This window comes from Rhodonellum psychrophilum GCM71 = DSM 17998, assembly GCF_000381545.1.
Classification (GTDB): Bacteria; Bacteroidota; Bacteroidia; order Cytophagales; family Cyclobacteriaceae; genus Rhodonellum; species Rhodonellum psychrophilum.
Genome location: NZ_KB906686.1, coordinates 29,970 through 56,873 on the forward strand (window position 1 = coordinate 29,970; position 26,904 = coordinate 56,873).

Annotated in this window: 23 protein-coding genes and 1 pseudogene; 15 read left to right on the forward strand and 9 right to left on the reverse strand. The window is 44.5% G+C overall.

Going from position 1 to position 26,904, the window contains the following annotated elements:
• Positions 1 to 3: 3 nt before the first annotated feature.
• A complete protein-coding gene (gene tnpA / locus F824_RS0118005; RefSeq protein ID WP_026333791.1) occupies positions 4 to 456 on the reverse strand; it encodes an IS200/IS605 family transposase in 453 nt (150 codons plus the stop codon).
• Positions 457 to 568: 112 nt separating this feature from the next.
• The gene (locus tag F824_RS26165) at positions 569 to 751 is read right to left on the reverse strand and encodes a hypothetical protein (RefSeq protein WP_019599326.1); all 183 of its coding nucleotides are present in this window, start codon (positions 749 to 751) and stop codon (positions 569 to 571) included.
• 459 nt (positions 752 to 1,210) lie between these two features.
• Here F824_RS26165 and F824_RS0118015 point away from each other — a divergent pair, with 459 nt between their 5' ends.
• The 13 genes and pseudogenes from F824_RS0118015 to F824_RS0118080 all read left to right on the forward strand — a co-directional run bounded on the left by F824_RS0118015 (position 1,211) and on the right by F824_RS0118080 (position 17,869).
• On the forward strand, positions 1,211 to 3,463 hold the full coding sequence (locus tag F824_RS0118015) for an ATP-dependent helicase (protein ID WP_019599327.1): 2,253 nt from the start codon (positions 1,211 to 1,213) through the stop codon (positions 3,461 to 3,463).
• Positions 3,464 to 3,529: 66 nt separating this feature from the next.
• Complete coding sequence (locus F824_RS0118020; RefSeq protein ID WP_026333792.1) at positions 3,530 to 4,195, forward strand: DUF4290 domain-containing protein; 666 nt, start codon at positions 3,530 to 3,532, stop codon at positions 4,193 to 4,195.
• A complete protein-coding gene (gene murA, locus F824_RS0118025; RefSeq protein ID WP_019599329.1) occupies positions 4,196 to 5,503 on the forward strand; it encodes a UDP-N-acetylglucosamine 1-carboxyvinyltransferase in 1,308 nt (435 codons plus the stop codon).
• Between the two features lie 367 nt (positions 5,504 to 5,870).
• Positions 5,871 to 6,836: a bestrophin family protein gene (locus tag F824_RS0118030; RefSeq protein WP_019599330.1), complete on the forward strand. Its 966-nt coding sequence runs from the start codon at positions 5,871 to 5,873 to the stop codon at positions 6,834 to 6,836.
• 387 nt (positions 6,837 to 7,223) lie between these two features.
• A complete protein-coding gene (locus F824_RS0118040) occupies positions 7,224 to 8,939 on the forward strand; it encodes an IlvD/Edd family dehydratase (RefSeq protein ID WP_019599332.1) in 1,716 nt (571 codons plus the stop codon).
• A 3-nt stretch (positions 8,940 to 8,942) separates the two neighbouring features.
• Complete coding sequence (locus F824_RS0118045) at positions 8,943 to 9,719, forward strand: SDR family NAD(P)-dependent oxidoreductase (protein WP_019599333.1); 777 nt, start codon at positions 8,943 to 8,945, stop codon at positions 9,717 to 9,719.
• Between the two features lie 10 nt (positions 9,720 to 9,729).
• Positions 9,730 to 10,173: a DinB family protein gene (locus F824_RS0118050; protein WP_019599334.1), complete on the forward strand. Its 444-nt coding sequence runs from the start codon at positions 9,730 to 9,732 to the stop codon at positions 10,171 to 10,173.
• A gap of 188 nt (positions 10,174 to 10,361) precedes the next feature.
• The gene (locus F824_RS26170; protein ID WP_019599335.1) at positions 10,362 to 11,555 is read left to right on the forward strand and encodes a bactofilin family protein; all 1,194 of its coding nucleotides are present in this window, start codon (positions 10,362 to 10,364) and stop codon (positions 11,553 to 11,555) included.
• Between the two features lie 373 nt (positions 11,556 to 11,928).
• Complete coding sequence (locus F824_RS0118060) at positions 11,929 to 12,585, forward strand: hypothetical protein (protein ID WP_019599336.1); 657 nt, start codon at positions 11,929 to 11,931, stop codon at positions 12,583 to 12,585.
• A 115-nt stretch (positions 12,586 to 12,700) separates the two neighbouring features.
• Positions 12,701 to 13,990, forward strand: coding sequence for a M20/M25/M40 family metallo-hydrolase (locus F824_RS0118065; protein WP_026333793.1), 1,290 nt, complete (start codon positions 12,701 to 12,703; stop codon positions 13,988 to 13,990).
• A 95-nt stretch (positions 13,991 to 14,085) separates the two neighbouring features.
• Positions 14,086 to 14,985: pseudogene (locus tag F824_RS28015) on the forward strand (phospholipase A).
• 55 nt (positions 14,986 to 15,040) lie between these two features.
• The gene (locus tag F824_RS26180) at positions 15,041 to 15,694 is read left to right on the forward strand and encodes a Pr6Pr family membrane protein (RefSeq protein ID WP_033405421.1); all 654 of its coding nucleotides are present in this window, start codon (positions 15,041 to 15,043) and stop codon (positions 15,692 to 15,694) included.
• 291 nt (positions 15,695 to 15,985) lie between these two features.
• Positions 15,986 to 17,869, forward strand: a complete 1,884-nt coding sequence (locus F824_RS0118080) for an alpha-amylase family protein (protein WP_026333794.1) — start codon at positions 15,986 to 15,988, stop codon at positions 17,867 to 17,869.
• A gap of 202 nt (positions 17,870 to 18,071) precedes the next feature.
• Here the strand turns inward: F824_RS0118080 and dnaN are convergent, their stop codons facing one another.
• Positions 18,072 to 19,196 (reverse strand): DNA polymerase III subunit beta, encoded by a 1,125-nt coding sequence (gene dnaN / locus F824_RS0118090; RefSeq protein WP_019599343.1) that lies wholly within the window; start codon positions 19,194 to 19,196, stop codon positions 18,072 to 18,074.
• On the opposite strand from dnaN, the gene F824_RS28260 reads away from it, so the two are divergent.
• Positions 19,111 to 19,302: a hypothetical protein gene (locus F824_RS28260; protein ID WP_211218923.1), complete on the forward strand. Its 192-nt coding sequence runs from the start codon at positions 19,111 to 19,113 to the stop codon at positions 19,300 to 19,302. The genes dnaN and F824_RS28260 overlap by 86 nt on opposite strands.
• A 45-nt stretch (positions 19,303 to 19,347) precedes the next feature.
• Here the strand turns inward: F824_RS28260 and gldG are convergent, their stop codons facing one another.
• The 5 genes from gldG to F824_RS0118120 form a co-directional block, all read right to left on the reverse strand.
• On the reverse strand, positions 19,348 to 21,039 hold the full coding sequence (gene gldG / locus F824_RS0118095; RefSeq protein ID WP_236613197.1) for a gliding motility-associated ABC transporter substrate-binding protein GldG: 1,692 nt from the start codon (positions 21,037 to 21,039) through the stop codon (positions 19,348 to 19,350).
• The gene (gene gldF / locus F824_RS0118100; RefSeq protein WP_019599345.1) at positions 21,036 to 21,758 is read right to left on the reverse strand and encodes a gliding motility-associated ABC transporter permease subunit GldF; all 723 of its coding nucleotides are present in this window, start codon (positions 21,756 to 21,758) and stop codon (positions 21,036 to 21,038) included. Before gldF ends, gldG begins: the two co-directional genes overlap by 4 nt.
• A gap of 1 nt (position 21,759) precedes the next feature.
• Complete coding sequence (gene gldA, locus F824_RS0118105) at positions 21,760 to 22,671, reverse strand: gliding motility-associated ABC transporter ATP-binding subunit GldA (RefSeq protein ID WP_019599346.1); 912 nt, start codon at positions 22,669 to 22,671, stop codon at positions 21,760 to 21,762.
• 125 nt (positions 22,672 to 22,796) lie between these two features.
• Positions 22,797 to 23,627, reverse strand: coding sequence for a purine-nucleoside phosphorylase (locus F824_RS0118115; protein ID WP_019599348.1), 831 nt, complete (start codon positions 23,625 to 23,627; stop codon positions 22,797 to 22,799).
• 84 nt (positions 23,628 to 23,711) lie between these two features.
• A complete protein-coding gene (locus tag F824_RS0118120; protein ID WP_019599349.1) occupies positions 23,712 to 24,548 on the reverse strand; it encodes a purine-nucleoside phosphorylase in 837 nt (278 codons plus the stop codon).
• A gap of 96 nt (positions 24,549 to 24,644) precedes the next feature.
• Here F824_RS0118120 and F824_RS0118125 point away from each other — a divergent pair, with 96 nt between their 5' ends.
• Positions 24,645 to 25,169 carry an NADPH-dependent FMN reductase gene (locus tag F824_RS0118125; RefSeq protein ID WP_026333795.1) on the forward strand — a complete coding sequence of 175 codons (525 nt, stop codon included), beginning with the start codon at positions 24,645 to 24,647 and terminating at the stop codon, positions 25,167 to 25,169.
• Here F824_RS0118125 and ftsZ read toward each other — a convergent pair whose 3' ends face one another.
• Positions 25,170 to 26,828 (reverse strand): cell division protein FtsZ, encoded by a 1,659-nt coding sequence (gene ftsZ, locus F824_RS0118130; protein WP_019599351.1) that lies wholly within the window; start codon positions 26,826 to 26,828, stop codon positions 25,170 to 25,172.
• Positions 26,829 to 26,904 lie beyond the last annotated feature (76 nt).

Genomic DNA, 26,904 nt, shown 5'->3' on the forward strand with positions numbered 1-26,904 from the left:
AAATCAATCCCAAACATATCGTTCATCATATTCGACATGATATTTTTTCAAAAAAGCTCGGTATTCATCTTGAAATGTTTTTTTGCTATGATGCTCATGTTGATTGGCTATATATGCAATCACCCTATCCACTTGGAAAGGGTTCACGGAAAAAGCACCGTAACCATTTTGCCAATAAAAATTCTTATAGTCTTCCCCTTTGGTTTTTATCCATTTTGAAGAATGGGATTTGACTTCCTCTACCAGCTTCATCAGTACGATTTTTTTTGAGAGTTTGCAAAGGATATGTATATGGTCGACATAACCTCCAACAATGATAGACTGACATTCCAATTCATTACATATTCCACCCAGATAAGCATGTAATTCCGACTCTACTGGAGGCTGGATAAGTGGCTGCCTGTGCTTGGTGCTGAATACGATGTGCAGGTAGTTTTGCACTAGTGATTGTCCCATGGTTTGGATATTACGCCCTTTCAGGGCTGGTGCTTACTGTGTTTTATAGATGGGCGTTACCCATCCTTAGGTTATATCGCCCTTTCAGGGCTAGGGTGATAACTGTGTCTCTTTATAGATGGCCTTCACCCATCCTTCTGGTATATCGCCCTTGCAGGGCTGGTTCGGTTTTCGTTTGGCTTCTCAGATGGGCTTCACCCATCCTTTTTGAATGGGCTTCTCCCATCCTTAGGTTATTCCGCCCTTTCAGGGCTGTAAAGCTTATTTGTTGGTTCCTCAGATGGGCTTCTTCCATCCTTTTGCTATTTTGCCCTTTCAGGGCTGGGATTATGAATATACGAATATCGAAACGCGCGATATTAAATGAGCTCAGATTTTATCCATTCAGGATAAGTCGATTATAAGCCCTGAAAGGGCAAAATCTCAGAACATAGGGCTCTAGCCCTATGTTTTCAGACAAGCAACATCTCCGAAAAAGCCCTGAAAGGGTGAGATAATTCACGCAGAATATCTAACCTCCTATGGACAATCTAAGGATGCAGGACCATTTTCTAAGTTGAATAAGGGAGTAAGCCCTGGACTCTTTTTCAACCGCAGCATTTCAAAAAGCATTTAAACCCCTTTTCAATTTTCTAAACGATCCCAAATACCCCCTTTTTTTAAATCGACATTTGTCTGATAAGCAAAGCCAATTGATTTCCATCCCTACCCAAAAACAATTACCTTTGTCACTCGTTGGATTTATAAAAAATAAATGGATTACCTACAAGGACTTAACCCTCCCCAGAAAGAAGCTGTTGAACGTACCGATGGGCCTGTCATGATCATTGCAGGCGCAGGATCGGGCAAAACCAGAGTGCTTACCTATCGGATCGCCCACCTTATCCATGCCAAGGGAGTTGACGCATTCAATATTCTGTCCCTGACTTTTACCAACAAATCGGCCGCCCAGATGAAGCAAAGGATCGAAAAACTGATCGGTCTGGAAGCTCGCAATACCTGGATGGGGACTTTTCACTCTACCTTTGCAAAAATCCTGAGGGTGGAAGCCGAAAAAATCGGTTATCCTTCCAACTTCACCATCTATGACAGCGACGACAGCAAATCACTGATCCGCTCGATCGTCAAGGAAATGCGTATCGACGATAAAGTCTATAAAGCCAACACGGTTTTGTCGAGGATTTCGGGCGCAAAAAACAGGCTGATTTCTTGGGAAACCTATATGACTGACCCCAATATCAGGGCGGATGATGAAGCAGCCATGAAACCCAAAATGGGGGAAATCTACCGCACTTACCAAAAAAGACTGTTCAAATCATCCGCCATGGATTTCGATGATTTGCTTTTCAATACCAATGTACTTTTTCGGGATCACCTGGATGTGCTCAACAAATACCAACAGCGCTTCAAATATGTGATGGTGGATGAGTTTCAGGACACCAATCTTTCCCAATACCTGATCACCAAAAAACTTGCTGCCGTTCACCAAAACATCTGTGTGGTCGGTGACGATGCCCAGAGTATCTACGCTTTTCGCGGAGCGGACATCCAAAATATCCTGAATTTCGAAAAGGATTACCCCGATCTTTTTGTGGTCAAATTGGAACAGAACTACCGTTCGACCAAAAACATCGTACAGGCGGCCAACAGCATCATCGCAAAAAACAAAGCACAGCTCAAAAAAGATGTCTGGACCCACAACGATCAGGGAGACTTGATCGAACTTATCAAAGCGAGTTCAGACAACGAGGAAGGCAGATTGATTGCCTCCACCATCTTTGAAGAAAAAAACAACAAAAAACTGGACAACAGTGATTTTGCCATCCTGTATCGCACCAACTCCCAATCCAGATCTCTGGAGGAAGCGCTGCGCAAATTGGGAATCCCTTACAAAATCGTGGGGGGACTCTCCTTTTACCAAAGGAAAGAAATCAAGGATCTGATGGCCTACATGCGCCTTGTCGTCAACAGAGAAGATGAGGAAGCCTTCAAAAGAATCATCAATCACCCCAAAAGAGGAATCGGCGATACCACGGTAGAAAAAATCCTGGTTTCCGCCTATGAGCATGACATCCCGCTTTGGGATGTCCTTACCAATGCCAACAGCTTCCTCGCAGGACGCGCCGCCAATGCAGTGGACGATTTTGCCACCCTGATCAAAAGCTTCGCCATAGAAGTGGAAAGGAAAGATGCATTTGAAGCCGCTACTTCCATGGCCAAGCAATCCGGATTGCTGAGGGATTTGTACGAGGACAAAACCATCGAGGGGCTCAACCGTTATGAAAACGTCCAGGAACTGCTGAATGCCATCAAGGAATATGTGGACAATCCCGAAAACGAGGACAAAAGCCTAGGCGCCTTCATGCAGGAAATCGCATTGCTGACCGACAATGACAGGGACAAAGACACCTCTGATGCAGTCACTTTGATGACGATACATTCCTCCAAAGGACTGGAATTCAAACAGGTATTTGTGGTGGGAATGGAAGAGGATTTGTTTCCTTCCCAGATGATGATGCAAAGCCGGGAAGATCTGGAAGAGGAAAGACGGCTGTTTTATGTGGCGACGACACGCGCCATGGACAAGTTATATCTGAGCTATGCGCTGACCCGCTACCGATATGGCAGATTGCTCAATTGCGAACCCAGCAGGTTTTTGGAGGAAGTAGATCCCTCCTGCATCAAAGTCAACAAAAGAATGACAACCGCACTGGCCGGAGCACTTCGAAACGAGTCCAGTGAGGGTACAAATGGATTTATAGGGCTTAAGAAACCTGCCTCAAGGCCTGGAACGACTGCAAAGGTTCATTCTCCCAGTCCAGACTTCAAACCTTCCAACACCAACAACCTCGGTGAAGGCAATTTGGTGGAACACCCAAAATTCGGCTATGGAAAAGTGATGAAGATCGAAGTGGAAGGAATCAACAAAAAAGCCACAATACAATTTGATAATTTTGGAGAAAAGACATTATTACTTAGTTTTGCAAAACTTCGCATAATCGATTAATTATCAGCGCCTCTGTTTTTGCAGGTTTTTTTGTACCTTAATCAGGTCTAAAAGATGGGGGGCGATATGAAAAACAACGAACAGCTTAAACAAACAATCATTTTGAAAGAATACGGAAAGAATATCCAAAGGCTGGTCACTCATGTTGCCGCAATGGAAGACCGTGAAAGACGCACCCAAAGTGCTTATACACTGGTAGAACTGATCAAACAACTGAATCCCCAGCTGAAACTGGAGAGTGATCAGAAATTATGGGATGACCTTTATATCATGTCTGATTTCACTTTGGAAATCGACGGACCCTATCCGGAGCCGGAAAAGGAGCTTTTGGGCAAGAAACCAAAACCAATCGGTTATCCCATAGGAGAAGTAAAATTCAAACATTACGGCAGAAACATCGAGAAATTGATCGAAAAGGCTGTAGAACTTGAAAATGATGAGGAACAGGAAGCTGCCATCATTTACATTGGCCAGCTGATGAGAAGTTTTCATTCTACCTGGAACCGAGACAATTTCGATGATGCCATCATTCTGGATGATATCAAAACCCTTTCGAAAGGCAAGCTCCATATCGACTTGGAAAAAGTCAAAGAAATGGGTCTTTTTGAGACCAATACCAGACGGGATTTCAAAATCCCGATCGAAGTAGAAACTCCTACCCCAAGAAGAAATTTCGGAGGTACCAATACAAGAAGAAAAACAAACGGAGGTCACCCCAAAAAACGCAGATAAATGTCATCATTCAGAGTAAAAGGAGGCCTAAAACTCAAAGGGGAAATCACTCCCCAAGGAGCAAAAAACGAGGCCTTGCAAATCCTTTGTGCCGTATTGTTAACCCCTGAAAAAGTCACAATCCACAAAATCCCCAACATCAGGGATGTCAATATGTTGATTGAACTGCTTTCGGATATGGGCGTAAAAGTGGAAAGATTGGGCCCTGAGTCCTATGCTTTCCAAGCAGACAATGTAAATTTGAAATACCTCGACACTGAGGATTTTTTGAAAAAAGCTTCCTCACTCAGAGGATCCGTGATGCTTTTGGGTCCTTTGTTGGGTCGATTCGGTACCGGAAGGCTTTCCAAACCAGGTGGGGATAAAATTGGCCGTAGAAGGATGGATACCCACTTCTTGGGGTTCCAGAAACTTGGCGCCCAATTCAATTACGACAAAAACAATGAAATCTACCACATCGACGGCAAGAACCTGAAAGGGACCTATATGCTGTTGGATGAAGCTTCCGTGACAGGCACGGCAAACATCGTCATGGCGGCAGTCTATGCAGAAGGCAAGACTACACTTTACAATGCAGCCTGCGAGCCCTACCTCCAACAACTTTGCGACATGCTCAACAGGATGGGCGCCAAGATCACAGGGATTGGCTCCAATATGTTGCATATCGAAGGCGTCAAGAATTTAAAAGGAACTGTCCATACGCTTCTTCCTGACATGATTGAGATCGGTTCGTTTATTGGCCTTGCGGCCATGACCCAGTCAGAAATCACGATCAAGGATGCCCAAATCCACCGATTGGGCATTATTCCAGATACCTTCAAGCGTCTTGGGATCGAGATGGAATTCAGGGGAGATGACATTTTTATTCCTGCCAAGAAACATTTTGAGATCGACACCTTTATCGATGGCTCGATCCTGACGGTTGCCGATGCGATTTGGCCAGGATTCACACCTGATTTGCTGAGCATTATTCTGGTGACCGCCATACAGGCAAAAGGAACAGTCCTGATCCATCAAAAAATGTTTGAAAGCCGTCTCTTCTTTGTTGACAAACTCATCGACATGGGTGCCCAGATCATTCTTTGCGATCCACATAGGGCTACGGTAATAGGTTTGGACAGGAAATACCCACTTCGGGGAATCCGGATGACTTCTCCCGATATCCGTGCAGGTGTTGCCCTTTTGATTGCAGCGATGTCTGCAGAAGGCACGTCCATCATTGACAATATCGAGCAGATTGACCGGGGGTATCAGCACATTGACCAGCGATTGAATGCTCTGGGAGCGGATATCGTAAGGATTGATTGAGAAAAGCAAGAGCTGGTTTTAGGATGTATTTATGCCCAATTCGCAGGCGGCTTACGCACAAGCCAAAACCCGAATTGAGGTATAAATAGGGGCTTGCTGGCGCTATGGTTTTGGGTAAAGGAACTGAATAATTAAATCTTAAATAGACATGAGGCTTTTTAAGGATATTGAATCTGCAAGAAAATCAGACTATAGGGAGGCTAATTTCTGACACCAAGAGGGGGAAGTCAAAAATAGTTATCCCCTAATAGCGTATCTGTCAATTTCAATCCTGAATTGAGTTAGTCAAGTACAATACGGATTAAATTATGATTTCCTTAATCGGCGAATGATTCTTGTTTAGAAAAAATCAAATTGAATATCACCAATGATTGTAGCCAGAAATCTAAGTTTAGGATTGATCCTTTATTACACATGGAAGAAACTGTTGTATTACCTTATAGTTTCAACTACAATATACATCTTACACGAATACTCCGGACTTCTATATTTTAATATCCCATCCTATACCATAGCGGCGCTGGGAGTTGCTTTGGCTATTTTTCTGGGCTTCAAAAACGACCATGCATACGGCAGGTGGTGGGAAGCCCGGAAAATCTGGGGACTTATGGTCAATTATAGCAGGGCATGGGCTCGTCAGGCCACAACCTTAATTATCCCGAATAATGAGGCCGAATCCGAGGAGGTCCATGCTTTTCAAAAAATGTTGGTCTACAGGCATATTGCTTTTGTAAATGCTTTAAGGGTGTTTTTGAGGAGACCGCACGACTACAATGTGCCAAAACAGAAAGAATTGTTTGAGGAGGACAACACGTATACCGATGCGATTCCTTTTATTAGCGAGGAGGAATATCAAATTTTTCGATATCAGAACAATCCTCCCAATTTTCTTCTCCAGCGACAGGGTGAGGATCTCAAACTGGCCTTTCAAAAAGGCTGGCTTAGTGATTACCGTTTTGTTAAAATGGAAGAAACCTTGGTGGATTTTAACGATATCCAGGGAATGAGTGAAAGAATCAAAAACACACCGCTTCCCAGACAGTATACTTTTTTTTCCAAAGTGTTTGTCCTCATTCACTGCACACTTTTACCAATGGTTTTTATCACTGAAATGGGTTGGAAAACCATTCCGATTGCGCTAATCGTCTCCTTTGTATTTCTTGCTTTGGATATGGTAGGAGAAAGAACAGAAGATCCGTTTGAAAACAAGCTGGAAGACACACCGCTATCCTCTCTGAGTATCACCATAGAAACCAATTTAAGGGAACAGCTTAAGGAACATAAGGACAATTATCCTCCGAAATATGAAAGCAAAGAAGGGATAATTCTTTGAGACCAACTTGACAGGGTAACTTTGGAATACACTTCACACCTACTTTTTCCTTATCTATAAAAGATTTTTTCTGAATTAAAGTAACCAAAAAAAGAAGTATGAATTTTTGGGAAAAGAGGATTTATTGAGGTTTAGAAATCAGATTGAAAACTATCGACAGATTATCAATAAATTTCAAGCTGGAATATAAATGGTCGTGGATAACACGGGTTTGAGGGGAGCCACATACAAAAAGGTTCTCGCAAATATTTTTATAGTGCATTCTTTATATAAAGCACCTCTTTCCTACCGCAGATCATCAATCCGCCAATTTTATCCCAATTCCAATGGGAAGCATACAAATTTTTCTTAAATTCTGCACCAATTCAAACCCAAGAACCTGTTGTAATGGAAGAAAAGAAATTAAGAAGCCAGGAATGGTTTGGCCGTAAAGGTAAGGACGGTTTTATCTACCGCGCATGGATGAAAAACCAAGGTTTTCCCAACCATCTTTTTGAAGGTAAACCTGTGATCGGCATCTGCAATACTTTTTCAGAACTCACCCCCTGCAATGCGCACTTTCGGGATTTGGCCGATGCCGTCAAGAGAGGTGTCTGGGAGGCCGGTGGTTTTCCACTTGAATTTCCGGTCATGTCACTCGGAGAATGCACGATAAAACCGACAGCCATGCTCTTTCGCAACTTGGCCAGTATGGATGTGGAAGAGAGCATCCGCGCCAATCCACTCGATGGGGTAATCCTGATGTGCGGTTGTGACAAAACCACTCCCTCCCTGGTGATGGGCGCCGCAAGTGTCAACATCCCGACGATGGTACTCTCAGGAGGCCCAATGCTGGCAGGTAGATTCAAAGGGAAGAAAATCGGCACCTCGGATCTTTGGCGGTTTGTCGAAGAATTTAAAAAAGGTGAATTGTCCCAGGAAGAATTTATCGCTGCAGAAAGTGCCATGGCAAGATCCATAGGCCACTGTGCACCCATGGGCACTGCCTCCACCATGGCCGCCATGGTGGAATCCCTAGGTTTGGCGCTACCCGACAATGCCACTATCCCGGCGGCGGATTCCAGAAGAAAAGCCATGGCCCATATGGCTGGAATCAACATCGTCGAAATGGTCCGTTCTGACCGGAAAATGAGCGATATCCTCACCAGAAAATCCTTCGAAAACGCCATCATGGTGAATGCCGCCTTGGGCGGGTCGACCAACTTTATCATCCATCTCCTAGCTATCGCGGGGAGAATGGGCATCGAACTTTCCATTGAGGACTTTGACCGATTCTCTGCCGACATTCCCCTGATCGCGAATGTTCAACCTTCGGGAGAACATTTTGTAGAGGATCTTTTTTACGCGGGAGGTCTTCCGGCGGTGATGAAGGAAATCTCCGGCAAGCTCCATTTGGATACCCTTACGGTCAATGGCAAGACGATCGGAGAAAATATTCAAAAGGCAGTATGCTATGACAGGGAACTGATCGGAACTTTGGAAAAACCTTTCAAACCGGAATCTGGAATCGCCGTACTTAAAGGCAATCTCTGCCCGAACGGCGCTGTGCTCAAACCATCGGCCTGTACGCCATCCCTACTTCAGCACCGAGGTCAGGCAGTCGTCTTTGAAGACATCGATGACTACAAAAGCAGGATAGACGACCCAAATCTGGATGTTACCGCGGACTCTGTTTTGGTACTGAAAAATGTCGGGCCAAAAGGCTATCCAGGAATGCCTGAAGTGGGCAACATGCAAATCCCCTTCAGGCTACTTTCCCAAGGAGTCAAAGACATGGTCAGAATATCGGACGGTAGGATGAGCGGAACAGGCTACGGCACTGTCGTCCTCCATATTTCCCCGGAAGCCGCCATCGGTGGCAACCTCGCCTTGGTCCAAAATGGGGACTGGATACATCTTGATGTGCAAAACCGAAGCTTGACCCTTGAGGTGGGAGACGAAGAACTTGCGGAAAGAAGATTGGGATTTAAACCCCTGGATTTGGGTTACGCCAGAGGCTATGCAAATATGTTCATCCAACATGTTACCCAGGCACACGAAGGAGTGGATTTTGATTTTTTGAAAGGTGGCTCAGGCCCCGAAGTAAAAAGAGATTCACATTGACAAATGAAAAAAAACACAAATCACATCACCAACAAAGTCGCACTGATCACAGGTGCTGGACAAGGAATCGGTTTGGAGATCGCCAAAACACTCGCCCATAAAGGTTATTTCATCGTACTCAATGACATGGAAAAAAGCCTCACGGAAGATGCTGTCAAGGAAATCATCAAGACGACAGGCGACCGGGCCATTGGTATTTCGGGAGATTCTGGAGATGTTGACTTCGTCGCAGAAATGGTGGATCTGGCCCAGAAACAATTTGGACAGCTCGATGTGGCTATCGCAAATGCCGGCATTACGCTCTTCGGGGAGTTTCTGAATTATGAACCGAGTGATTTTTTCGAAGTCATGCGGGTCAATATGGGGGGCACATTCTTCCTTGCCCAGGCCGCGGCCAAAGTCATGCGGCAACAAACCAGTGGGGGCTCGCTTCTTTTTACCTCGTCCGTGACCGCACATCAGGCCCATAAAAATCTGGCGGCTTATGGGATGAGCAAGGCGGCGATCGAAATGCTGGCCAAAAACCTGGTCATCGAGCTTTCTGAATCCGGCATCAATGTCAACACCATTGCTCCCGGGGCAACTTTGACCACCAGAACAGCCGAAGACCCAGAATATGAAAGAACATGGTCTAGGATTACCCCCATGGGCAGGCCAGCATCCGTACAGGACATAGCCCATGCAGCTGCCTTTTTGGTCTCAGAAGAAGCCCGTCACATCACCGGCCAAAATCTCATTATCGATGGCGGTTGGACCAGCATCAGTCCTTCACCTTATTAAAACCAAAAAAATGAAATCTCATTTCAATGAAATCTTTGAATACACGAAGGCAAGCAATTCCACCTGTATCCAACTCCTGGAAAAACACGGGGAACTGGTCCCGCTAAATACCTTGAAATTCTTCAGCCATATATTCAATGCCCATCACGTGTGGAACGCAAGAATCATTGGGGAAAAGCAGAAAATGGGGATTTGGGATATCCACCCTTTGGAGAATTTGGAAGCTCTCAATACTGAGACCTATGAGAAATCGCTCTCGATCATAGAGAATTTTGACTTGGAGCAGGTGATTGCTTATACCAATTCCCATGGCGTGGATTTAGAGAACAAAGTGAAGGAAATCCTTTTTCACTTGGTCAACCATGCCACCTACCACCGAGGCCAGCTCATGGCAGAACTCAGGGAAGCTGGATTGGAGGCAGTTTCCACGGATTATATTTTTTACAAAAGATAGATGATTAAAATTAGGTCAAAATAAATCTCAATATTTTTAAAAAAATTAATCTTAAAATTGGTTTAAATATAAAAAAACAAATAATATGAATATTTTTTAATATTATTTTTTGCATTAGCCAGTAACATTGGATAAATTATGCTTGTATATAATTTTTAAAAAGTGAATTAGACCCAAGTTCTATCGCTATGAAAAATCTTTCTAGACTCGCTTTTTCAGCCATTTTGATCCTTTCCATCAGTTCTTTTCAGACCAAAAATTTCCAATCCGGAGAATCGATCCTGACGCAAACACCCATTGCAGAGAATTTCTATGCCGTCGGAGGAACGGTTACAATCAATGCGCCTGTTCTTGGAGACTTGGTGGTAGCGGGAGGAACCCTTTTCATCAATGACACCATTCATCACGATGTTCTCGCCGCAGGTGGGACGCTCCATCTAAACGGAGTGGTGGGTCAAGATCTCCGCTGCGTCGGAGGCCAGGTCCATATCAATAAGGATGTCATGGGGGATGTGATCGTAGCCGGAGGTCAGGTCACGATTGGTAAAAATTCCATTGTCCACGGAAGATTACTCGCGAGCGGAGGAACGGTCAAAATCGAAGGAAATGTAATGGGGCCTGTAAATGTGGCGGCCGGGGAATTTGTGCTCAACGGCACATTGAAAGATGAACTGAATGCGAAATGTGGCGACATCACCATCAATGGAAGTGTCGCAGGTATTTCCACATTGGTCGCCGGCGACATCAAAATTGGGAATAAAGCCTCCTTTTTGGGAGATGTCCGCTACTGGGACAAGGAGGGGGATCTGGATTTTGGCAGTTCCCTGGAAGGAGGGGTAAATGCCACCTTCGATCCCAGCTTGGCAATTGATGGTGAGGGTTGGAAAATACTAGGTTTTTCGACCCTTTTTGGCATTTTTTGGTATTTGGGAGCGGTTTTGGTCATGATGCTCCTCTTGGGCTATTTTTTCAGAAACACCTTCAAAAAAGCAGCTGCAACCGGCATGGAAGACCCCGGCAAAAGCATTGGCTATGGTTTCCTTTTCGTCTTTGGCATTCCGGTTTTGGTGATGATCGCATTTTTGAGTTTGGTTGGGATTCCTGCCGGACTGATCCTACTTGGTTTCTACTTGGCGGTGGTGTTTTTTGCCGCTACGATCTCCTCACTTTTGATCGCCAATTGGATACAGTGGAAAAATGAATATCAATGGCCATTTTGGAAGTTGATCTTGGTGGCTTTCGGGATTTTTATTTGCCTAAAACTCATTTCCCTCATTCCATTTCTGGGATGGTTTGCCATGTTGGCGGTGGCTTTGGTCTGTTTTGGGGCCATCATGAAAAGTTTTTGGCCGGAGAAACTCTTCTTAAAAAGCACCTACTGATTTGCGCTGGACCAAGGATTGAAATCGGGTGATTGTTTCTGGAATTCGTTTGAATAGGACTACACAATTCCTTTGGCACAGTCCATTTTGAAACCTTAAACCCGTGTTGTCCATGACGAACTCAATTCAGGATTTACAATTGGGTACTGACTATTTTTGACCTCACCCTACCGGTGTCAGAAATCAATCTCCCAGTAGTCTTATTTTCTTGCAGTTTAACCCCTTTTTTGAAACCAAATGCCTATTACGGGTTAAAGCCAATCCATCTCAAAAATATCCGACACAATGGATCATTTTGACAAATGGAGATACATTCTTATCTTGAAATGGTTAGATTGTCCCATCATTTTCAACCTCCAATAAAACGCTATTTATGAAACGACTTCAATACTTTACGCTATCAATCTGTTTTTTGACTTTATTCTCCTGCTCCACTCCCGAAAAAGAAGTTGAGGACACACTCCCTATGAAAGTTGCTAAGGCCTATGGCTTTGAAAATTTCTCCAAAATCAATTCGATCGCCTACACATGGAATGTCCAAGTGGATTCTGCCACGGTAAGCACACGAGATTGGAAGTGGAACATCAAGGACAAAACGGTTTATTTTTCCAACCCAGACACCAGTTACACCTACAGTCTAAGCCTACCGGCCGATTCCCTACCACCCGCGGACAAAGGATTTGTCAATGACAAATATTGGTTGATGTATCCTTTCCAGCTGGCTTGGGATACGGGATACACATTCGAAACCGAAGAAAATGTACCTGCTCCGATCTCGGGCCAAAACACAACCAAGCTCACCATTCTTTACGACAGCCAAGCTGGTTATACACCCGGGGATGCCTATGACCTCTTTTTGGATGAAGACCTCATGATCACCGAATGGGTGTTCAGAAGAGGAAATGCACCGACCGGCAGGTCCATTACTTGGGAAAATGAGCAGGAATTCAAAGGAATAAAATTAGCAACCGAACATAAAAACGATGCTGGAACCAAATTTATTTGGTTTACAAACATCAAAGTAGACTGATCGGGCAATCAAAATGCCGGATTACCCAAGCCAACCTGAAAAGCATTTGGCTATTTTAGGTTGGCCTGATAAATACCCGAAAAACAAAAGCTCACTTCCCGAAAAAAATCTTTCCATGAATAAACTGCTGCTCTTTGCCCTAATCCTTTTTTCCCATCAGGTTTTGGCCCAAAAGCTCACCAAAACGGAGTCCAAGCTGCTGTCCGTCATCGACAAAAACTATGCGGAATCCCTTGCTCTCCTGCAAGAGACGGTTGACATCAATTCCGGCACGCTGAACATGGAAGGGGTCCGGGAGGTTGGACGTGTATTTGAAAGGGAATTTGCCAAAATAGGATTCCAAACGGAATGGATCACATTGCCGGATTCCCTGAAAAGGGCTGGGCACTTTGTGGCGACCAAAAAAGGCACCAAGGGCAAAAAACTCTTCTTCATTGGTCATTTGGACACTGTTTTTGAGAAAGACATGCCCTTCTATCCCTTCACCATGATCAACGATTCCACTGCTACCGGACAAGGGGTGAACGACATGAAAGGCGGAAATGTGATGATTTTTGCCACTCTGAAAGCATTGCATGAACTCGGTTTATTGGAAGACAGGACAGTCACGGTATATTTCACCGGGGATGAGGAAAATGCCGGAGACCCGAGTTGGGTCAGTCGGCAGGATTTTGTCGAAAGGGCCAAAGCGTCAGACATCGCACTGGGCTACGAAACCGCTCAGGGATTCAGCATCGCCACTATTGCCAGAAGGGGGGCGAGTGGATGGACCTTGAAAACTACGGGCAATCAGGTCCATTCTGCAGGTGTTTTCCGAGAAACGGTGGGCTATGGCGCCATTTATGAGGCGGCAAGAATCCTGAACCAGTTTCGGGAAGAATTGGCTGGGGAACAATACCTGACCTTCAATCCCGGTCAAATCATCGGAGGCTCCGATATCCGATACGATGAAAATACAGGAACCGGGGAAGCCTTGGGAAAAACCAATATCGTGGCAAGGGAAGCCTTTGTAACCGGAGATTTGAGATTTCTTGGGGAAGAGCAAAAGGAAAACGCAAGGAAAAAAATGAGCACTATCGTCTCCCAAAACCTGAATGGAACCACTGCAGAAATTAAATTCGAAGATGGAATTCCTTCCATGCCGCCCACATCTGGTAACAGGGCTTTGGTGGATATCCTGAACAAGGTCAGTTTGGACATGGGTTATGGTGCGGTAAAAGCGGGAGATCCGGGCTCCAGAGGCGCCGGAGACATTTCTTACCTTGCCGAATTTGTAGATTGCATCGATGGCCTGGGAGCCTCCGGTACTGGCGCCCATTCCCCCGCGGAGACCATCAACATGAAGCAATATCCGGATTTGATGAAAAGGAGTACCCTATTTATTTATAGACTACTCAATTATTAAACTCTCGTTTCTGAAAAACTAAACAGACCATCCAACTTTTGAAGGTCTGTTTAGTTTGAATTTACCCTGGTTTTTTGATTTATTAATAGACAGCAATGGATAAAGTAAGGCTCATTTTTTCATTTCTATTTATTCTTTCAAGTTTAACATATTCCTTAGGTCAGGAAATTACCGAAAAGCCTCCCAAGATAATTTCACAAACCCTTTCCCAAAGGTGGGAATTGGATTCAATAGATAAGAAAGGTACTTTTCGGCTCAATTATTACAAGCCTTTTTATATCACCGCCGGACGTTGGTCCAATAGCCCGAACTTAATCCCCCAAAGCGAAAACCCGGATTATTCTGTACCCGAGACCAGTCCTTACAACAATTATGAGGCGAAGTTTCAGTTGAGTTTCAAAAGCAAAGTTTTACAGTCCATGTTTTGGGGGCATGGAGATTTGTGGATTGCATATACACAGGTGGCACATTGGCAGATATTCAATACCGAACTTTCGCGCACATTCCGTGAACTCAATTACGAGCCTGAAGTCATGCTGAATTTTGGCCTCAATGCCAATCCGCTTGGATTCAGATGGCGTACTGTTGGCGTCTCCTTCAACCACCAATCCAACGGTCAGGATTTGCCGAGGTCGAGAAGTTGGAACAGGGTGATTTTCCATGCTGGATTGGAAAAAGACCGTTGGATGATCGTCATTAGACCTTGGATCAGATTACCCGATGAAGAGGATGAAAATCCTTTGGTCATGGATTTCATTGGACGAGCCGAGGCAACCCTTGCCTAAACAGTCAAAAACCATAGTTTCTATGTTCTCGCAAGAAACAATCTCAGTTTTAATCCGAACAGGGGTTCTGCACAATTCAACTATGTATTCCCTATTAAAAATAACCTCAGAGGACATTTACAGATCTTTGATGGCTATGGAGAGACCATGATTGATTACAACCACAGACAGACAACGATTGGATTGGGGATTTCTTTTGTTGACTGGTAAAGCAATTTACAATCTGTCAGCTTTTTTAATTCAAGTGGAATTAAACAACTTCAAAATGAAAAAAAACATTGCTCTAGTTTTTGCCATTATAACTTGGTTTGCGGTCATCGCCCAATGCTACCTGATGATGGAAAACAGGATTGCTTCAGTTCCCGAAACCATTATCCGTTTTTTCAGCTTCTTCACCATCCTGACCAACACATTGGTGGCGATATATTTTACCCTCCAAGCATTGGGTTCCGGCAAAAAGATTTGGATCAACAAAACCGGAGACCTCACTGCCATCACCATCTATATCCTTGTTGTAGGCTTGGTCTATCAACTTATCTTAAGGCAGATTTGGGAACCTACAGGGATGCAGAAAATTGTAGATGAATTGCTTCATTCCATCAATCCTATTTTAGTGCTTGTTTATTGGGTGATGTATGAAAATAAAAAGTCACTTTCTTGGCCATTGATCCCAAAATGGTTGATCTACCCCTTGGTTTACCTTGTTTTCATCCTGATCCGTGGCGGTATTTCTGGATTTTACCCCTATCCATTTGTCAATGTAATGGAGTTGGGGCTTCAGCAAGTTTCCATAAATGCTTTTTTTCTGATGCTGTTGTTTTTAGGACTTTCTGCAGTTTTTGTGGCTTTGGGAAAAATAATCGGGAAAACCACCCCTCAAATAAAAAGCTGGGCAAAGGATAGGCAGGACCCTATTTAGAACTTAAACTTGGACTCCGATATCTATCCATTGTTTATTCTTCAACCCGAAATATGCATTGGTTTTCCCAATGGGGTTGCAACTGTGAGAAAATCAGACTACTTGAAGAATAAGACCTCGTACCAATACGGTGAAGGTAAAAATAGCGAGCAACGGATTGATTTTTAAGCAAATTCAGGCTGATGTAGAATTGGTAAGGAATCATGCAGGACCAATAAAAAGATCAACCCAACTGACCTTTTTATTGCTGTATATGTGCATTAAAGCATCCTTCCTTATATCTTTATCGCTATGATGAATACCATTCTCCATTCAGCGATCGTCTCTATTCTGTTTTTTGGAATGACCAGCTGCTCTTCAACCCCATCACCCTCAGTCGCCAACCCCAACATGTCCCAGCCACATAAAATCGTCGTTTACCAAGTTTTCACTCGCCTATTTGGCAACACCAACACAACCAACAAAACCTGGGGAACCCTTGCCGAAAACGGAGTGGGAAAATTCAACGACTTCAACGACCTTGCCCTTCAGGAAATCAAAGCCCTCGGGACCACCCATATTTGGTACACAGGCGTGCCTCATCATGCACTGATCAATGACTACACCGCATTTGGCATCTCCAATGACGATCCGGATGTGGTCAAAGGAAGGGCAGGATCTCCCTATGCCGTCAAGGATTATTACAACGTAAATCCGGACTTGGCGGTAGATCCGGCCAGAAGACTGGAAGAATTTCAGGAGTTGATCGTACGAACGCACAATAATGGACTCAAACTCATCATAGACATTGTCCCGAACCATATTGCCCGGAAATATGAGGGGAAAAACAATCCCAAGGGAGTGACAGATTTCGGAGAAAAGGATGACACCTCCATCGAATACAAAAGGGACAATAATTTCTATTATATCCCAGGAGAACGTTTCAGTGTGCCCCTACCAGAGGGGACCTACAAACCCCTCGGTGGGGAATCCCACCCCCTTTCCGATGGAAAATTTGATGAGTTCCCAGCCAAATGGACTGGAAATGGCTCTCGTTTGGCCCAGCCTGACTTCAATGACTGGTATGAAACCGTCAAAGTGAATTATGGAATCAGGCCCGATGGCACCAAGGATTTTCCCGAGCTTCCGGATGGATTCGGGGAGAAGGATTTCAAGGCACATTTTGACTTTTGGAAAGACAAGGACGTGCCAGACTCTTGGAAAAAATTCAGGGATATCGCCCTTTACTGGATAAAAATGGATGTCGATGGTTTTCGCTACGACATGGCCGAAATGGTCCCGGTGGAATTTTGGAGCTACATGAATTCCGCCATCAAAATGGAAAACCCAGAAGCATTTCTCCTTGCCGAAGTCTATAACCCCGCCGCCTACAGGGATTACATCCATTTGGGGAAGATGGATTACCTCTATGATAAAGTCGAGCTCTATGACACCCTGAAAAGCGTCATGCAAGGCAAAGGCTCTACGGACAACATCATCGGTATCCAAAATGGACTTGCGGATATCGAACACCACATGCTGCACTTTTTGGAAAACCATGATGAGCAAAGGATCGCCAGCCCGGAATTTGCCGGAGAGGCAATGTTGGCCAAACCGGCGATGGTCCTTTCAGCCACGATCAGCAGTGCCCCAACCATGATATATTTTGGTCAGGAGGTGGGTGAGTCCGGCGCGGAGAATGCAGGATTCGGCTCCCCTTCGCGAACATCCATCTTCGATTATGTGGGTGTTCCCCATCATCAGCGCTGGATGAATGGCGGGAAATTCGATGGGGGAAAATCTTCCGAAAGTGAAAAATCCCTTAGGGATTTCTATCAAAGGTTGCTCAATTTCACCATCTACAGCCCAGCTTTGGCAAGCGAGTACAGAGAAATCCATAGCCATAACAGACAGCATACCGAATGGTACAATGACCGCGTGTATGCATTCGTGCGTTGGAATGGGGATCAAAAACTGATCATCATCAGCAATTTCGACAGAAACGACAGCTTCGGCTTTGAGTTGGAGTTGCCTTCCGAAACAGTGGCCACCTGGGGTTTGAAAGACGGGGAATTGGAACTCACCGAAAAACTTTATGGAACCTCCAGGCCCACCCTTCTGATCCAAGATGGAAAAGCTAAAGTCAAAGTGGATTTAAAACCCTTGGAATCCTGGATTTTGGAGGTAAAACAATAAACATTTGTGAGCAAAGGTTGGATTTCCCAGCTTTGGGTAAGGAAATGCAATAGCGTTGGGTTTTGGATTTTATCCAATCGCAAAATTTCCCTCAAAACCTTTGGCCCAAAGAAACTTCGAAATCTTTATCAAAACAACCATCAAAAAAGGCCTGAGAATCAAATTCTCAGGCCTTTTTTGATATATGGAAATTAAAATGATTTTACACGTAGTTGTTTAGCATTACCGGCATTACCAACATGAGGATATCCTCGTTGTCTGACTTGTCAGACGGCACGATCAATCCAGCCCTGTTTGGCGCGCTGAACTTCAAGGTGACTTCTTTTGAAGAAATATTGTTAAGCATTTCCACTAAGAATTTGGCGTTGAATCCGATTTCGATGTCGTCACCGTTATGCTCACAAGACAACCTTTCGTTGGCTTCATTGGAGAAGTCAAGATCTTCGGCAGAAACCTGAAGTTCGCTTCCGGTCAATTTCAAACGCACCTGATGGGTGGTTTTGTTGGCATAGATCGCAATCCTTTTCAAAGAGCTCAAAAATTCGATCCTGTCGATGGTCATGTGGTTTGGATTGTCCACAGGGATAACATTTTCATAATCCGGGAAACGCTCATCGATCAACCTACAGATCATTTTGATGTTGTTAAAATTGAAGTAGGCGTTGGAATTGTTGAATTCCACGGTTACCGGTAGGTTTTCCGAAGGAAGCGTTGACTTCAAGAGGTTGAGTGCTTTTCTTGGAATGATGATGCTGGCGGCGTCAGGAGCGGCGATGTCCACTCTTCTGTACCTGATTAGCCTATGTCCATCCGTTGCCACAAAAGTAGCATTGGTGGGACTCAAGTTGATATAAACACCTGTCATTGCAGGTCTCAGTTCGTCGTTGCTGGTCGCAAAGATGGTATTGCTGATCGCGCTGGTCAAGACTTCTGTGGACATTTCCACGGTTGTCGCATTGGTAACGCTTGGTATTTTAGGGAAATCGGTCGCATTTTCACCGGCCAGTTTGTAGCGGCCGTTGTCAGAGCTGATTTCTATGCTATAAGTATCTGGATCAATGCTGAAAGTTACCGGCTGTTCTGGCAGGTTTTTCAGTGTCTCCATCAAAATCTTGGCTGGAACGGCGATGTTTCCATCCTCTTTGGATTCCACATCGAGTTCGGTGATCATGGAAGTCTGTAAATCGGATGCGGTGATGGTCAATTTGCCATCCTTAATCTCAAAAAGAAAATTTTCCAAAATGGGAACTACAGGATTGGTTGTCACCACTCCGTTAATCGATGAAAGCTGCTTCAAAAGAGCAGAAGAGGAAACAATAAATTTCATATCAAAAGGGCTTATTTATTCAATTTTTTTATGGCAGGGTAAATTTATAAATAAAATAACAAAACCAGCATTGGCAACGAACATTCATCCGAAAAAAATGAGTTAATCTCCTAAAGAAGGTAATTACTTTCACCCTAGGACATTCAGGGAATTATTTTGACCTGGCGGAAAATCTTTTTTTCCTCAACAGGATCCAAATCATACCCAATACACCCAAAATCAATACCGGAAAAACTACATTGACCACCTGCCATTTTACTTTTTCCGCCTTCACCTTCGCCTTGTTCAATGGGCGAATCTGGAACTGTTTGGTTCTAGTAGCGATAATCCCCTCAGGTTCGATCAGGTATTTGACCATGTTTTGAAGCAACAACCTGTTCGCATAGGTCAAATTGGCGTAAGGATCTTCCCCCAGGGGTAATGGTTCCCCGTTTTGCATATTGAAAAGGCTCTTGAAAAGATTGCCTGTGCCTGCCACAACCACTCTCCCTTCATTCCCCGATGCTTGGAATTTGGAAGGATCGATGTTCTCTGGAAGAAACCTATTGTTGAAAAAGGAGGTGAAATTTCCCTCCAAAAGATACAGCAGTGGAAGGTTTTTCAATCCATATTGCGCCATGTCCGGCGCTTCTGACATGTCGCTGAATGCCACCCGAACCGGGGCCGACAATTTTCTGTTTAAATCCGACCCAAAAATCAAGGGTGTTTTCTTAACTCCGTCCGCTTTTACAGTATCCAAGGAACTCGCAAATCGGAACATCACCTGATCCAAACCCTTTGTAATCGGGTGGGGAGCCATTCTTCCTGCTGCCAGATAAAATGGCCAAGGCAAAGGAACAATCTGTGCCTGATCCCCGAAATCTCCAGCCATGACGGGATGGTATCCAAAATTCAGGTCCTGGATCAAATCTTTGTTGATCCGAATCCCATATTTGAAAAGCAATTGGTCTAATCCTGTATCAAATGGGAAACCGATGGTCCCTTCTCCCCCAGCCTCATCCAAGTTCACGGCGACGGCATCCAATAAAAAAACCAGATTGCCCCCATTCATCAGGTACTGATCCAAAAGGTAAATTTCTTTTTCACTATAAGTATCCCTTGGACCCGCCACGATCAACACGGCAAAAGGATCCAGATCTTCTACCTTCTTGGCCTGTTCCATTGGGATTTTGTACACTTCATAGTCATCGACCAAGGCTTCCACAATCCCAAAACCATCTTCCTCACCCAATTCCCCATGCCCCAAGATCATCCCAACGGAAATTTTTTGCTTGGTAATCAATTTACGGATTGCATTGATCAATTCGAATTCGAGGTTCTCAATGGATTGGTTTAAAATCTGGTCAGGAGACATCCCCTTCTCTCCCCTGAGCAACAAGGTCCCGGTTTCAAATTCCTCACTCCTGACCATTACACCAGGAAAAATCAACCTGCTTTTTTGCCCGCCGTCCTCTGTCACAAATAGATTGGTGGGATTGATGCCATATTCGGTCAGGCTCACCACATAATCCTCACGGATATCCTCCGGTAAACTTAGCGGATCTTCATAATAAAAAGAGATGTTCTCGCTGCTGTAGGCATTGAAAGTCCTGAGGGTTTCTTCGATGGAACGTTGCAACCTCCGCATTCCTCCCGGCAGTTTTCCGGTGAGTAGGATTTCCACTTCTAATGGTTCCTCCAAAGATTTAAGTACTTCTATGGTGGCCGGATGCAAGGAATAGCGCTTTTCTTCTGTCAGATCTATCCTGAAAGGGAAGAATCGGGAGATCAAAAACAAGAACAAGATTGCCCCTAAAATCAAGCCCGGCCCGAGAAACGTTCTTAGAACTGATTTTTTATTCATTTTCTTCTGATCCATAAACCTGTCAAGCCCAAACTGATGATGATGACCGAAAGAAAATAACTGACGTTTTGCGCATCAATCACGCCCCGACTCATGCTTTGGTAATGGAAACTCAAACTGATTTCCTCCAAAAACAAAGCCAGGGGACTCATCACCTGCAATTGCACCAAGGCAGTCCATCCAAAGTACATCAGAAAGATGATGAAAACCCCTAGGATGAATGCGACAATCTGGTGCGCCGTCAATGCACTGCACATCAAGCCAATGGACGCAAACACCGCTCCGATGAAAACCAAACCGATCCAGGACCCGAAAAACCCTGCATGGTCAATATTCCCCACTGGATCGCCCAATTGGACCACACTGAAATAATACACTAAGGTGGGCAGCAAGGCCACGATGATCAATGTCAAGGCGGCAAAATATTTGGCAAGAATGATTTGGGTACTTCCTAAGGGAGAGGTCAGCAAAATCTCCCAAGTTCCCGATCTTTTTTCCTCAGCAATCATCTTCATGGTAATGGCCGGGATCAAAAAAGTAAAAATATAGGGCGTATAAATGAATAGGGGTTCCAAATCGGAAAAACCATAATCCAGCACCGATGTGTCCGGAAAAACCCAAACCACCAAACCCAAAGAAACCAAAAACACACTCAGAATGAGGTATCCAGAAAGATTGTTGAAAAAGGCATTGACTTCCTTTAGGTATAAACTCAGCATCTTATTGTTTTTGGGTGATTTGGCGGAAGACAGTTTCCAAGTTCCTCTCCTGCTGGCGAATACTGATCAAGGTCAGGGATTTGTCCTGGACCATTTGAAGGATTGCCTTCCTCGCCATCACTGGCTCACTGGTTTTCAGCAAAACCGACCCCGGATTTCCTTCATGGTGGCGCGCATCCCCGATGCTTTCAAACCAAGACAAGTCCATATTTTCTTCGGTTTCCAACATCAATATCGCTTTTCCCTGCTCTGCTTTTAAATTTTGGAGCAAATCGGAGGCAACGATTTTTCCCTGATTGATGATGACGACTTTTTCGCAAATGGCTTCCACCTCTTGCATGACATGCGTGCTAAGAATCAAGGTTTTGTTGGCACTGATGTTTTTGATGAGCTTTCGGATTTCCACGAGTTGATTGGGGTCGAGTCCTGTGGTCGGTTCATCCAGGATGATGACCTCAGGATCGTGGATCAATGCCTTGGCCAGCCCTACGCGCTGGCGGTATCCTTTGGAAAGTTGATGGATTTTCTTGTGCGCCTCCACTTCCAACCCACACAAAGGGATCAATTCCTCGATTCTATCCTTTGCTGCTTTTCCTTTCAAGCCATACAATCCCCCGATAAAAGTCAAAAACTCGCGAATATACATGTCCGGATAAAGGGGATTGTGCTCCGGAAGATAGCCGATCAATTTGCTTACCTCCTTTGGATTTTCCAACACCGACAATCCATTGACAAAAACATCGCCCTGATCCGGAAGAATAAAGCCTGTGGCAATTTTCATCGTGGTGGATTTCCCGGCACCGTTTGGTCCCAAGAAACCCAAAACCTGCCCTCTTTCCGCAACAAAAGAGACCCCATCCAGAGCTTTTTGCTTGCCGTACATCTTGGTCAGGTTCTTTACTTCTAGGGACATTTGGAAAAGGATTATTATTATTCAACGGCTAAGTTAAGGACTTGCAGTTGCCCTGCCAAAAAAAGTGGTCAAGTGACCACTTTTGCTCTGTGCAACGAGGGTTTTTTTGACATCTTCAATGGGGTTCAAGAAAATACGTTTTCGATGATTTTGGCGAGTTTTTCACCAGCCCTTTCGGCGACGGAAACGACAGCATCGTGTGAAAATTGACTGGAGATACTTGGTACACATTGGTTGGTGATCACTGAAATCGCCAAAACCTTGATGCCCATCTGATTGGCGACAATGATTTCCGGGACTGTACTCATCCCGATGGCATCCCCTCCCAGGACTTGGCAATACCGGATTTCTGCTTTTGTTTCCAGTTTGGGACCTTGTATCCCGACATAGACGCCCGTTTTGATGGGTATAGCCAAATGCTTGGCAGAAGCTTTTGCTTTTTGAATCAACCCATGATCCAAAGGTTCGCTCATATCGGGAAACCTAGGCCCAAATTCAGAGATGTTCGCGCCCCTCAAGGGATTGTCTGGAAACAAATCGATGAAATCCTCGATCAGCATCAAGTCCCCCGGTATAAATTCCGGGTTCAATCCACCCGCTGCATTGGAAATCACCAGCTGCTCCACTTCAAGGATTTTCATTACCCGAAGGGGAAAAACCGTTTCATGCAATCCATATCCTTCGTAATAATGAAACCTTCCACTCATTGCCCAGATCGCGGTGCCATTGAGCTTGCCAAAAATCAGTTCTCCAGAATGCCCCTCCACCGTAGAAAGAGGGAAATGGGGGATCGATGCATAGGGAATCTTGATGGGATTTTCCAAGTAATCGACAAAAGAGCCCAATCCTGATCCCAAAACAATCCCCAGCGATGCCTTTTCCTGGATTTGGCTTCGAATATAAAGCGCGGCTTCCTCGGCTTTTTCAAAAATAGAATCTGTTAGAAATTTTTGCATTGATTATTTGGGTTGTAGAATCTTTTGATTTTTGAAGTGTACAAAGTACCAAGTCTTTAGTATCGTTAAGTGGTTACACCTTAGTCATATTCTTCTGACCAATTCCTGGATAATGATACCCATTCCAGGTTCTGCCAGGGCGGCGGCGGCGAGTACTTCGGCGATGCTTATCTTTTTGACATTCCCTGGAGAACAAAGATCCGTGATCGCAGAAATGGCAAAAACTTTCATGTCCATGTGCCTAGCCACAATTACTTCCGGAATGGTGCTCATCCCCACGGCATCTGCTCCGATCGTTCTCAGGTATTTGTATTCCGCTCTGGTTTCCAGATTGGGACCCTGCAGGGCAGTATAAACACCTTGATGGACAGTCAACCCGTTTTCTTTCGCAATTTGCATTGCCATATCAATAAAATCCAGCGCATAAGGTTCGCTCATGTCCGGAAACCTGACGCCAAATTCATCCAGATTTTTGCCCCTGAGAGGGTTTTCGGGGAAGAGGTCAATATGATCGTTGATGACCATCAGCTCCCCAATTTTATGGTCTGGGTTCAATCCGCCGGCGGCATTGGAAACCATCAACTTGCTTACGCCCAGCAATTTCATGACCCTTATCGGAAAAGTGACTTCTTTCATGGAATAGCCTTCATAGTAATGAAATCTTCCTTTCATGGCCACTACGTTTTTACCCCCAAGTTTCCCAAAAATCAGAGTCCCACTGTGGCTTTCCACTGTCGAAACTGGGAAGTGGGGAATGTCTTCGTAAGGGATTTCCTTTTCGATTTCAATGTTATTGATCAATTGGCCCAATCCTGTCCCCAGGATTACGCCGATTTCTACGGGATTTGGATTTAAATTATGGATATAAACAAAAGCAGCTTGGATCTGTTCGGTGTAAGAAATTGTAGAGTCTTGTTTCATGTATTGATATTTTGCCCTAAAGTAATTGATACTATTGAGAAACTAAAAGGCCATACGGATTGTATATTGTTCAAATTCAAAAAAAATTCCACCAACATGATTCAAATTATCGTCGGCACCAATAGAAAAAATTCAATATCCAGAAAGTTGGCGTCCATTTATCAGGAAATACTCAACGAAAGGGGCGCCGAATCCGAAATAATCGAACTGAAGGATCTTCCCCATGATTTTGTTTTTTCGGCCCTCTATGAAAACAACGGAAAAAACGATGCTTTCAATGCCCTGCACAGCCGAATGCTGGTCGGGAAAAAGTTTGTCTTTATCGTGCCCGAGTACAATGGCTCATTTCCCGGGATCCTAAAATCCTTTATCGACGGGATGACCTATCCCAATTCTTTTCGGAACAAGAAATGTGCATTGGTGGGACTTTCCTCTGGAGTAGGCGGGGGTGGCATCGCATTGAGCCACCTTACCGACATCTTCCATTACCTGGGAATGCATGTACTCGCCTCCAAACCTAAACTGGCTAAGATTGAAGAGAATATGTCAGATAACCTGCTCACCAACAGATTGTACATGGAATTGCTTCGCTCCCAAGCTGAAATGTTGATTGATTTTTAATCAATCAACATTATCGTGCAAAAACCTATTGTTTTTCAAAAACTCATTTTCGTCTGTCAGGTTGAACCTCGAAATATTCCTCTCGGAGCTGTGTTGCACATCTGACAATTTCACTTGCTTGCGTACAAAGGCAGGCGTGTCCAATTTTTCCTTGAACTCTTCAGAATTCTGGTTGTTGGAACGCAATCCTTTCAGCTTCTCAAAACGCTCATGTGCCCTTTGGATGGCCTTTAGTTTGATCTGCTCATAATAGTCATTTCCATAAAGGTTTGCTGGGGCAGGCTCTTCGATTGGCTTTGACGCCTTTACCGCCTCCTCTTTCTCTATCACTGCTTCTTCCTCATCGTAAAGGGGAAAAGACTTTTTTTCTTTTGGAATTTCGGCAGTAACAAATTCGAATTCTTCTTCTTCCTGATCCTGTATCTCAAATGCCTCCTCTTCCAATTGCACTTTGGGTGCAAACTCCTGCACTTTGGCCGCTTCAACGACGGCTTTGGTTTCTACTGGAACGGTCGAAATCGGTTTTTGAAAAGTAAAGGTATAGGTCTGTCCGGTCTGGGCAGGAGCCTCATCTTTTACTTGAAAGGATTTTCCGGATTCCAAGTCAATCACTTTGGACACGGTTTCTTCTTTCGCTTTCGCTTTCATTTTTTCCATTTCCAATGCACTTGGGGTCAAAGTGGTCAATTTGTCCATTTCGAAACCGGTAGCAATGACCGTCACACGGATGGCTTTGCCCAAGTCTGGATCGATACCTTGACCAAAGATCAATTCCGCATCGTCTCCCGCTCTTTCTTGAATGTATTCGGTGATTTCGCTCAATTCGTCCATAGACAATTCGTCATCCTCACCAGACATGATGGACAATAAGATTTTTTGCGCTCCCCTGATGTCCACATTGTTCAACAATGGAGAAGCAATTGCTTTCTCAGCAGATCTGATCGCTCTTCCTTCACCTTCCTCTGTGGCAGACCCCATTACTGCGGCACCTGCATTTTTCATGACTGTTTTCACATCTTCGAAATCCACGTTTACATCTTGGTGAACGGTGATGATCTCAGCGATGGATTTGGCAGCTGTAGAGAGGATATTGTCGGCCTTTGCAAAAGCAGATCGGATGGCCAGGTTTCCGTAAATCTCACGTAGCTTGTCATTGAGGATGACCAATACGGTATCACAACTCTCGCGAAGTGCTTCGATTCCCAATTGGGCAGCCATCATTTTTTTCTTGCCTTCAAAGACAAATGGAGCGGTAACAATCCCCACAGTCAGAATGTCAAGGTCTTTGGCAATCTTGGCAATCACAGGTGCTGCACCAGTACCTGTGCCACCGCCCATTCCTGCTGTGATGAATACCATCTTGGTATTGTCCGACAGTAATTCTCTGATTTCTTCCCTGCTTTCAATGGCGGCATTCCTTCCTTTTTCGGGATTTGCACCGGCACCAAGACCTTCGGTCAGGCTTTCACCCAACTGCAACCTCAAAGGAACAGGACTGCTTTGCAAAGCCTGGGCGTCGGTATTGACAACCACAAACTCCACATCCTTGATCCCTTGGCTAAACATATGGTTCACTGCATTGGAACCACCTCCTCCGACGCCAATCACCTTGATGATTGACTTGTGATTTTTTGGAAGATCAAATCTGTAATCTTTCATGTTATCTGACATTTTGAATTTATTATGTTTGGTGAACTTTTTTTTTCGTTTGTTAAGAAGATTTTAAAAGGGAAAT

What these genes read in the sequence shown, in the direction of transcription:
- dnaN (WP_019599343.1), bottom strand. Translation starts at nt 19,196, where the DNA reads ATGAAATTTATTGTTTCCTCTTCTGCTCTTTTGAAGCAGCTTTCATCG.
- F824_RS0118015 (WP_019599327.1), top strand. Translation starts at nt 1,211, where the DNA reads ATGGATTACCTACAAGGACTTAACCCTCCCCAGAAAGAAGCTGTTGAA.
- F824_RS26170 (WP_019599335.1), top strand. Translation starts at nt 10,362, where the DNA reads ATGAAAAATCTTTCTAGACTCGCTTTTTCAGCCATTTTGATCCTTTCC.
- F824_RS26180 (WP_033405421.1), top strand. Translation starts at nt 15,041, where the DNA reads ATGAAAAAAAACATTGCTCTAGTTTTTGCCATTATAACTTGGTTTGCG.
- F824_RS0118065 (WP_026333793.1), top strand. Translation starts at nt 12,701, where the DNA reads ATGAATAAACTGCTGCTCTTTGCCCTAATCCTTTTTTCCCATCAGGTT.
- F824_RS0118115 (WP_019599348.1), bottom strand. Translation starts at nt 23,627, where the DNA reads ATGCAAAAATTTCTAACAGATTCTATTTTTGAAAAAGCCGAGGAAGCC.
- F824_RS0118120 (WP_019599349.1), bottom strand. Translation starts at nt 24,548, where the DNA reads ATGAAACAAGACTCTACAATTTCTTACACCGAACAGATCCAAGCTGCT.
- ftsZ (WP_019599351.1), bottom strand. Translation starts at nt 26,828, where the DNA reads ATGAAAGATTACAGATTTGATCTTCCAAAAAATCACAAGTCAATCATC.
- gldA (WP_019599346.1), bottom strand. Translation starts at nt 22,671, where the DNA reads ATGTCCCTAGAAGTAAAGAACCTGACCAAGATGTACGGCAAGCAAAAA.
- tnpA (WP_026333791.1), bottom strand. Translation starts at nt 456, where the DNA reads ATGGGACAATCACTAGTGCAAAACTACCTGCACATCGTATTCAGCACC.
- F824_RS0118080 (WP_026333794.1), top strand. Translation starts at nt 15,986, where the DNA reads ATGATGAATACCATTCTCCATTCAGCGATCGTCTCTATTCTGTTTTTT.
- F824_RS26165 (WP_019599326.1), bottom strand. Translation starts at nt 751, where the DNA reads ATGGAAGAAGCCCATCTGAGGAACCAACAAATAAGCTTTACAGCCCTG.
- gldF (WP_019599345.1), bottom strand. Translation starts at nt 21,758, where the DNA reads ATGCTGAGTTTATACCTAAAGGAAGTCAATGCCTTTTTCAACAATCTT.
- F824_RS0118045 (WP_019599333.1), top strand. Translation starts at nt 8,943, where the DNA reads ATGAAAAAAAACACAAATCACATCACCAACAAAGTCGCACTGATCACA.
- murA (WP_019599329.1), top strand. Translation starts at nt 4,196, where the DNA reads ATGTCATCATTCAGAGTAAAAGGAGGCCTAAAACTCAAAGGGGAAATC.
- F824_RS0118040 (WP_019599332.1), top strand. Translation starts at nt 7,224, where the DNA reads ATGGAAGAAAAGAAATTAAGAAGCCAGGAATGGTTTGGCCGTAAAGGT.
- F824_RS28260 (WP_211218923.1), top strand. Translation starts at nt 19,111, where the DNA reads ATGGGAACTACAGGATTGGTTGTCACCACTCCGTTAATCGATGAAAGC.
- F824_RS0118030 (WP_019599330.1), top strand. Translation starts at nt 5,871, where the DNA reads ATGATTGTAGCCAGAAATCTAAGTTTAGGATTGATCCTTTATTACACA.
- F824_RS0118050 (WP_019599334.1), top strand. Translation starts at nt 9,730, where the DNA reads ATGAAATCTCATTTCAATGAAATCTTTGAATACACGAAGGCAAGCAAT.
- F824_RS0118020 (WP_026333792.1), top strand. Translation starts at nt 3,530, where the DNA reads ATGAAAAACAACGAACAGCTTAAACAAACAATCATTTTGAAAGAATAC.
- gldG (WP_236613197.1), bottom strand. Translation starts at nt 21,039, where the DNA reads ATGAATAAAAAATCAGTTCTAAGAACGTTTCTCGGGCCGGGCTTGATT.
- F824_RS0118125 (WP_026333795.1), top strand. Translation starts at nt 24,645, where the DNA reads ATGATTCAAATTATCGTCGGCACCAATAGAAAAAATTCAATATCCAGA.
- F824_RS0118060 (WP_019599336.1), top strand. Translation starts at nt 11,929, where the DNA reads ATGAAACGACTTCAATACTTTACGCTATCAATCTGTTTTTTGACTTTA.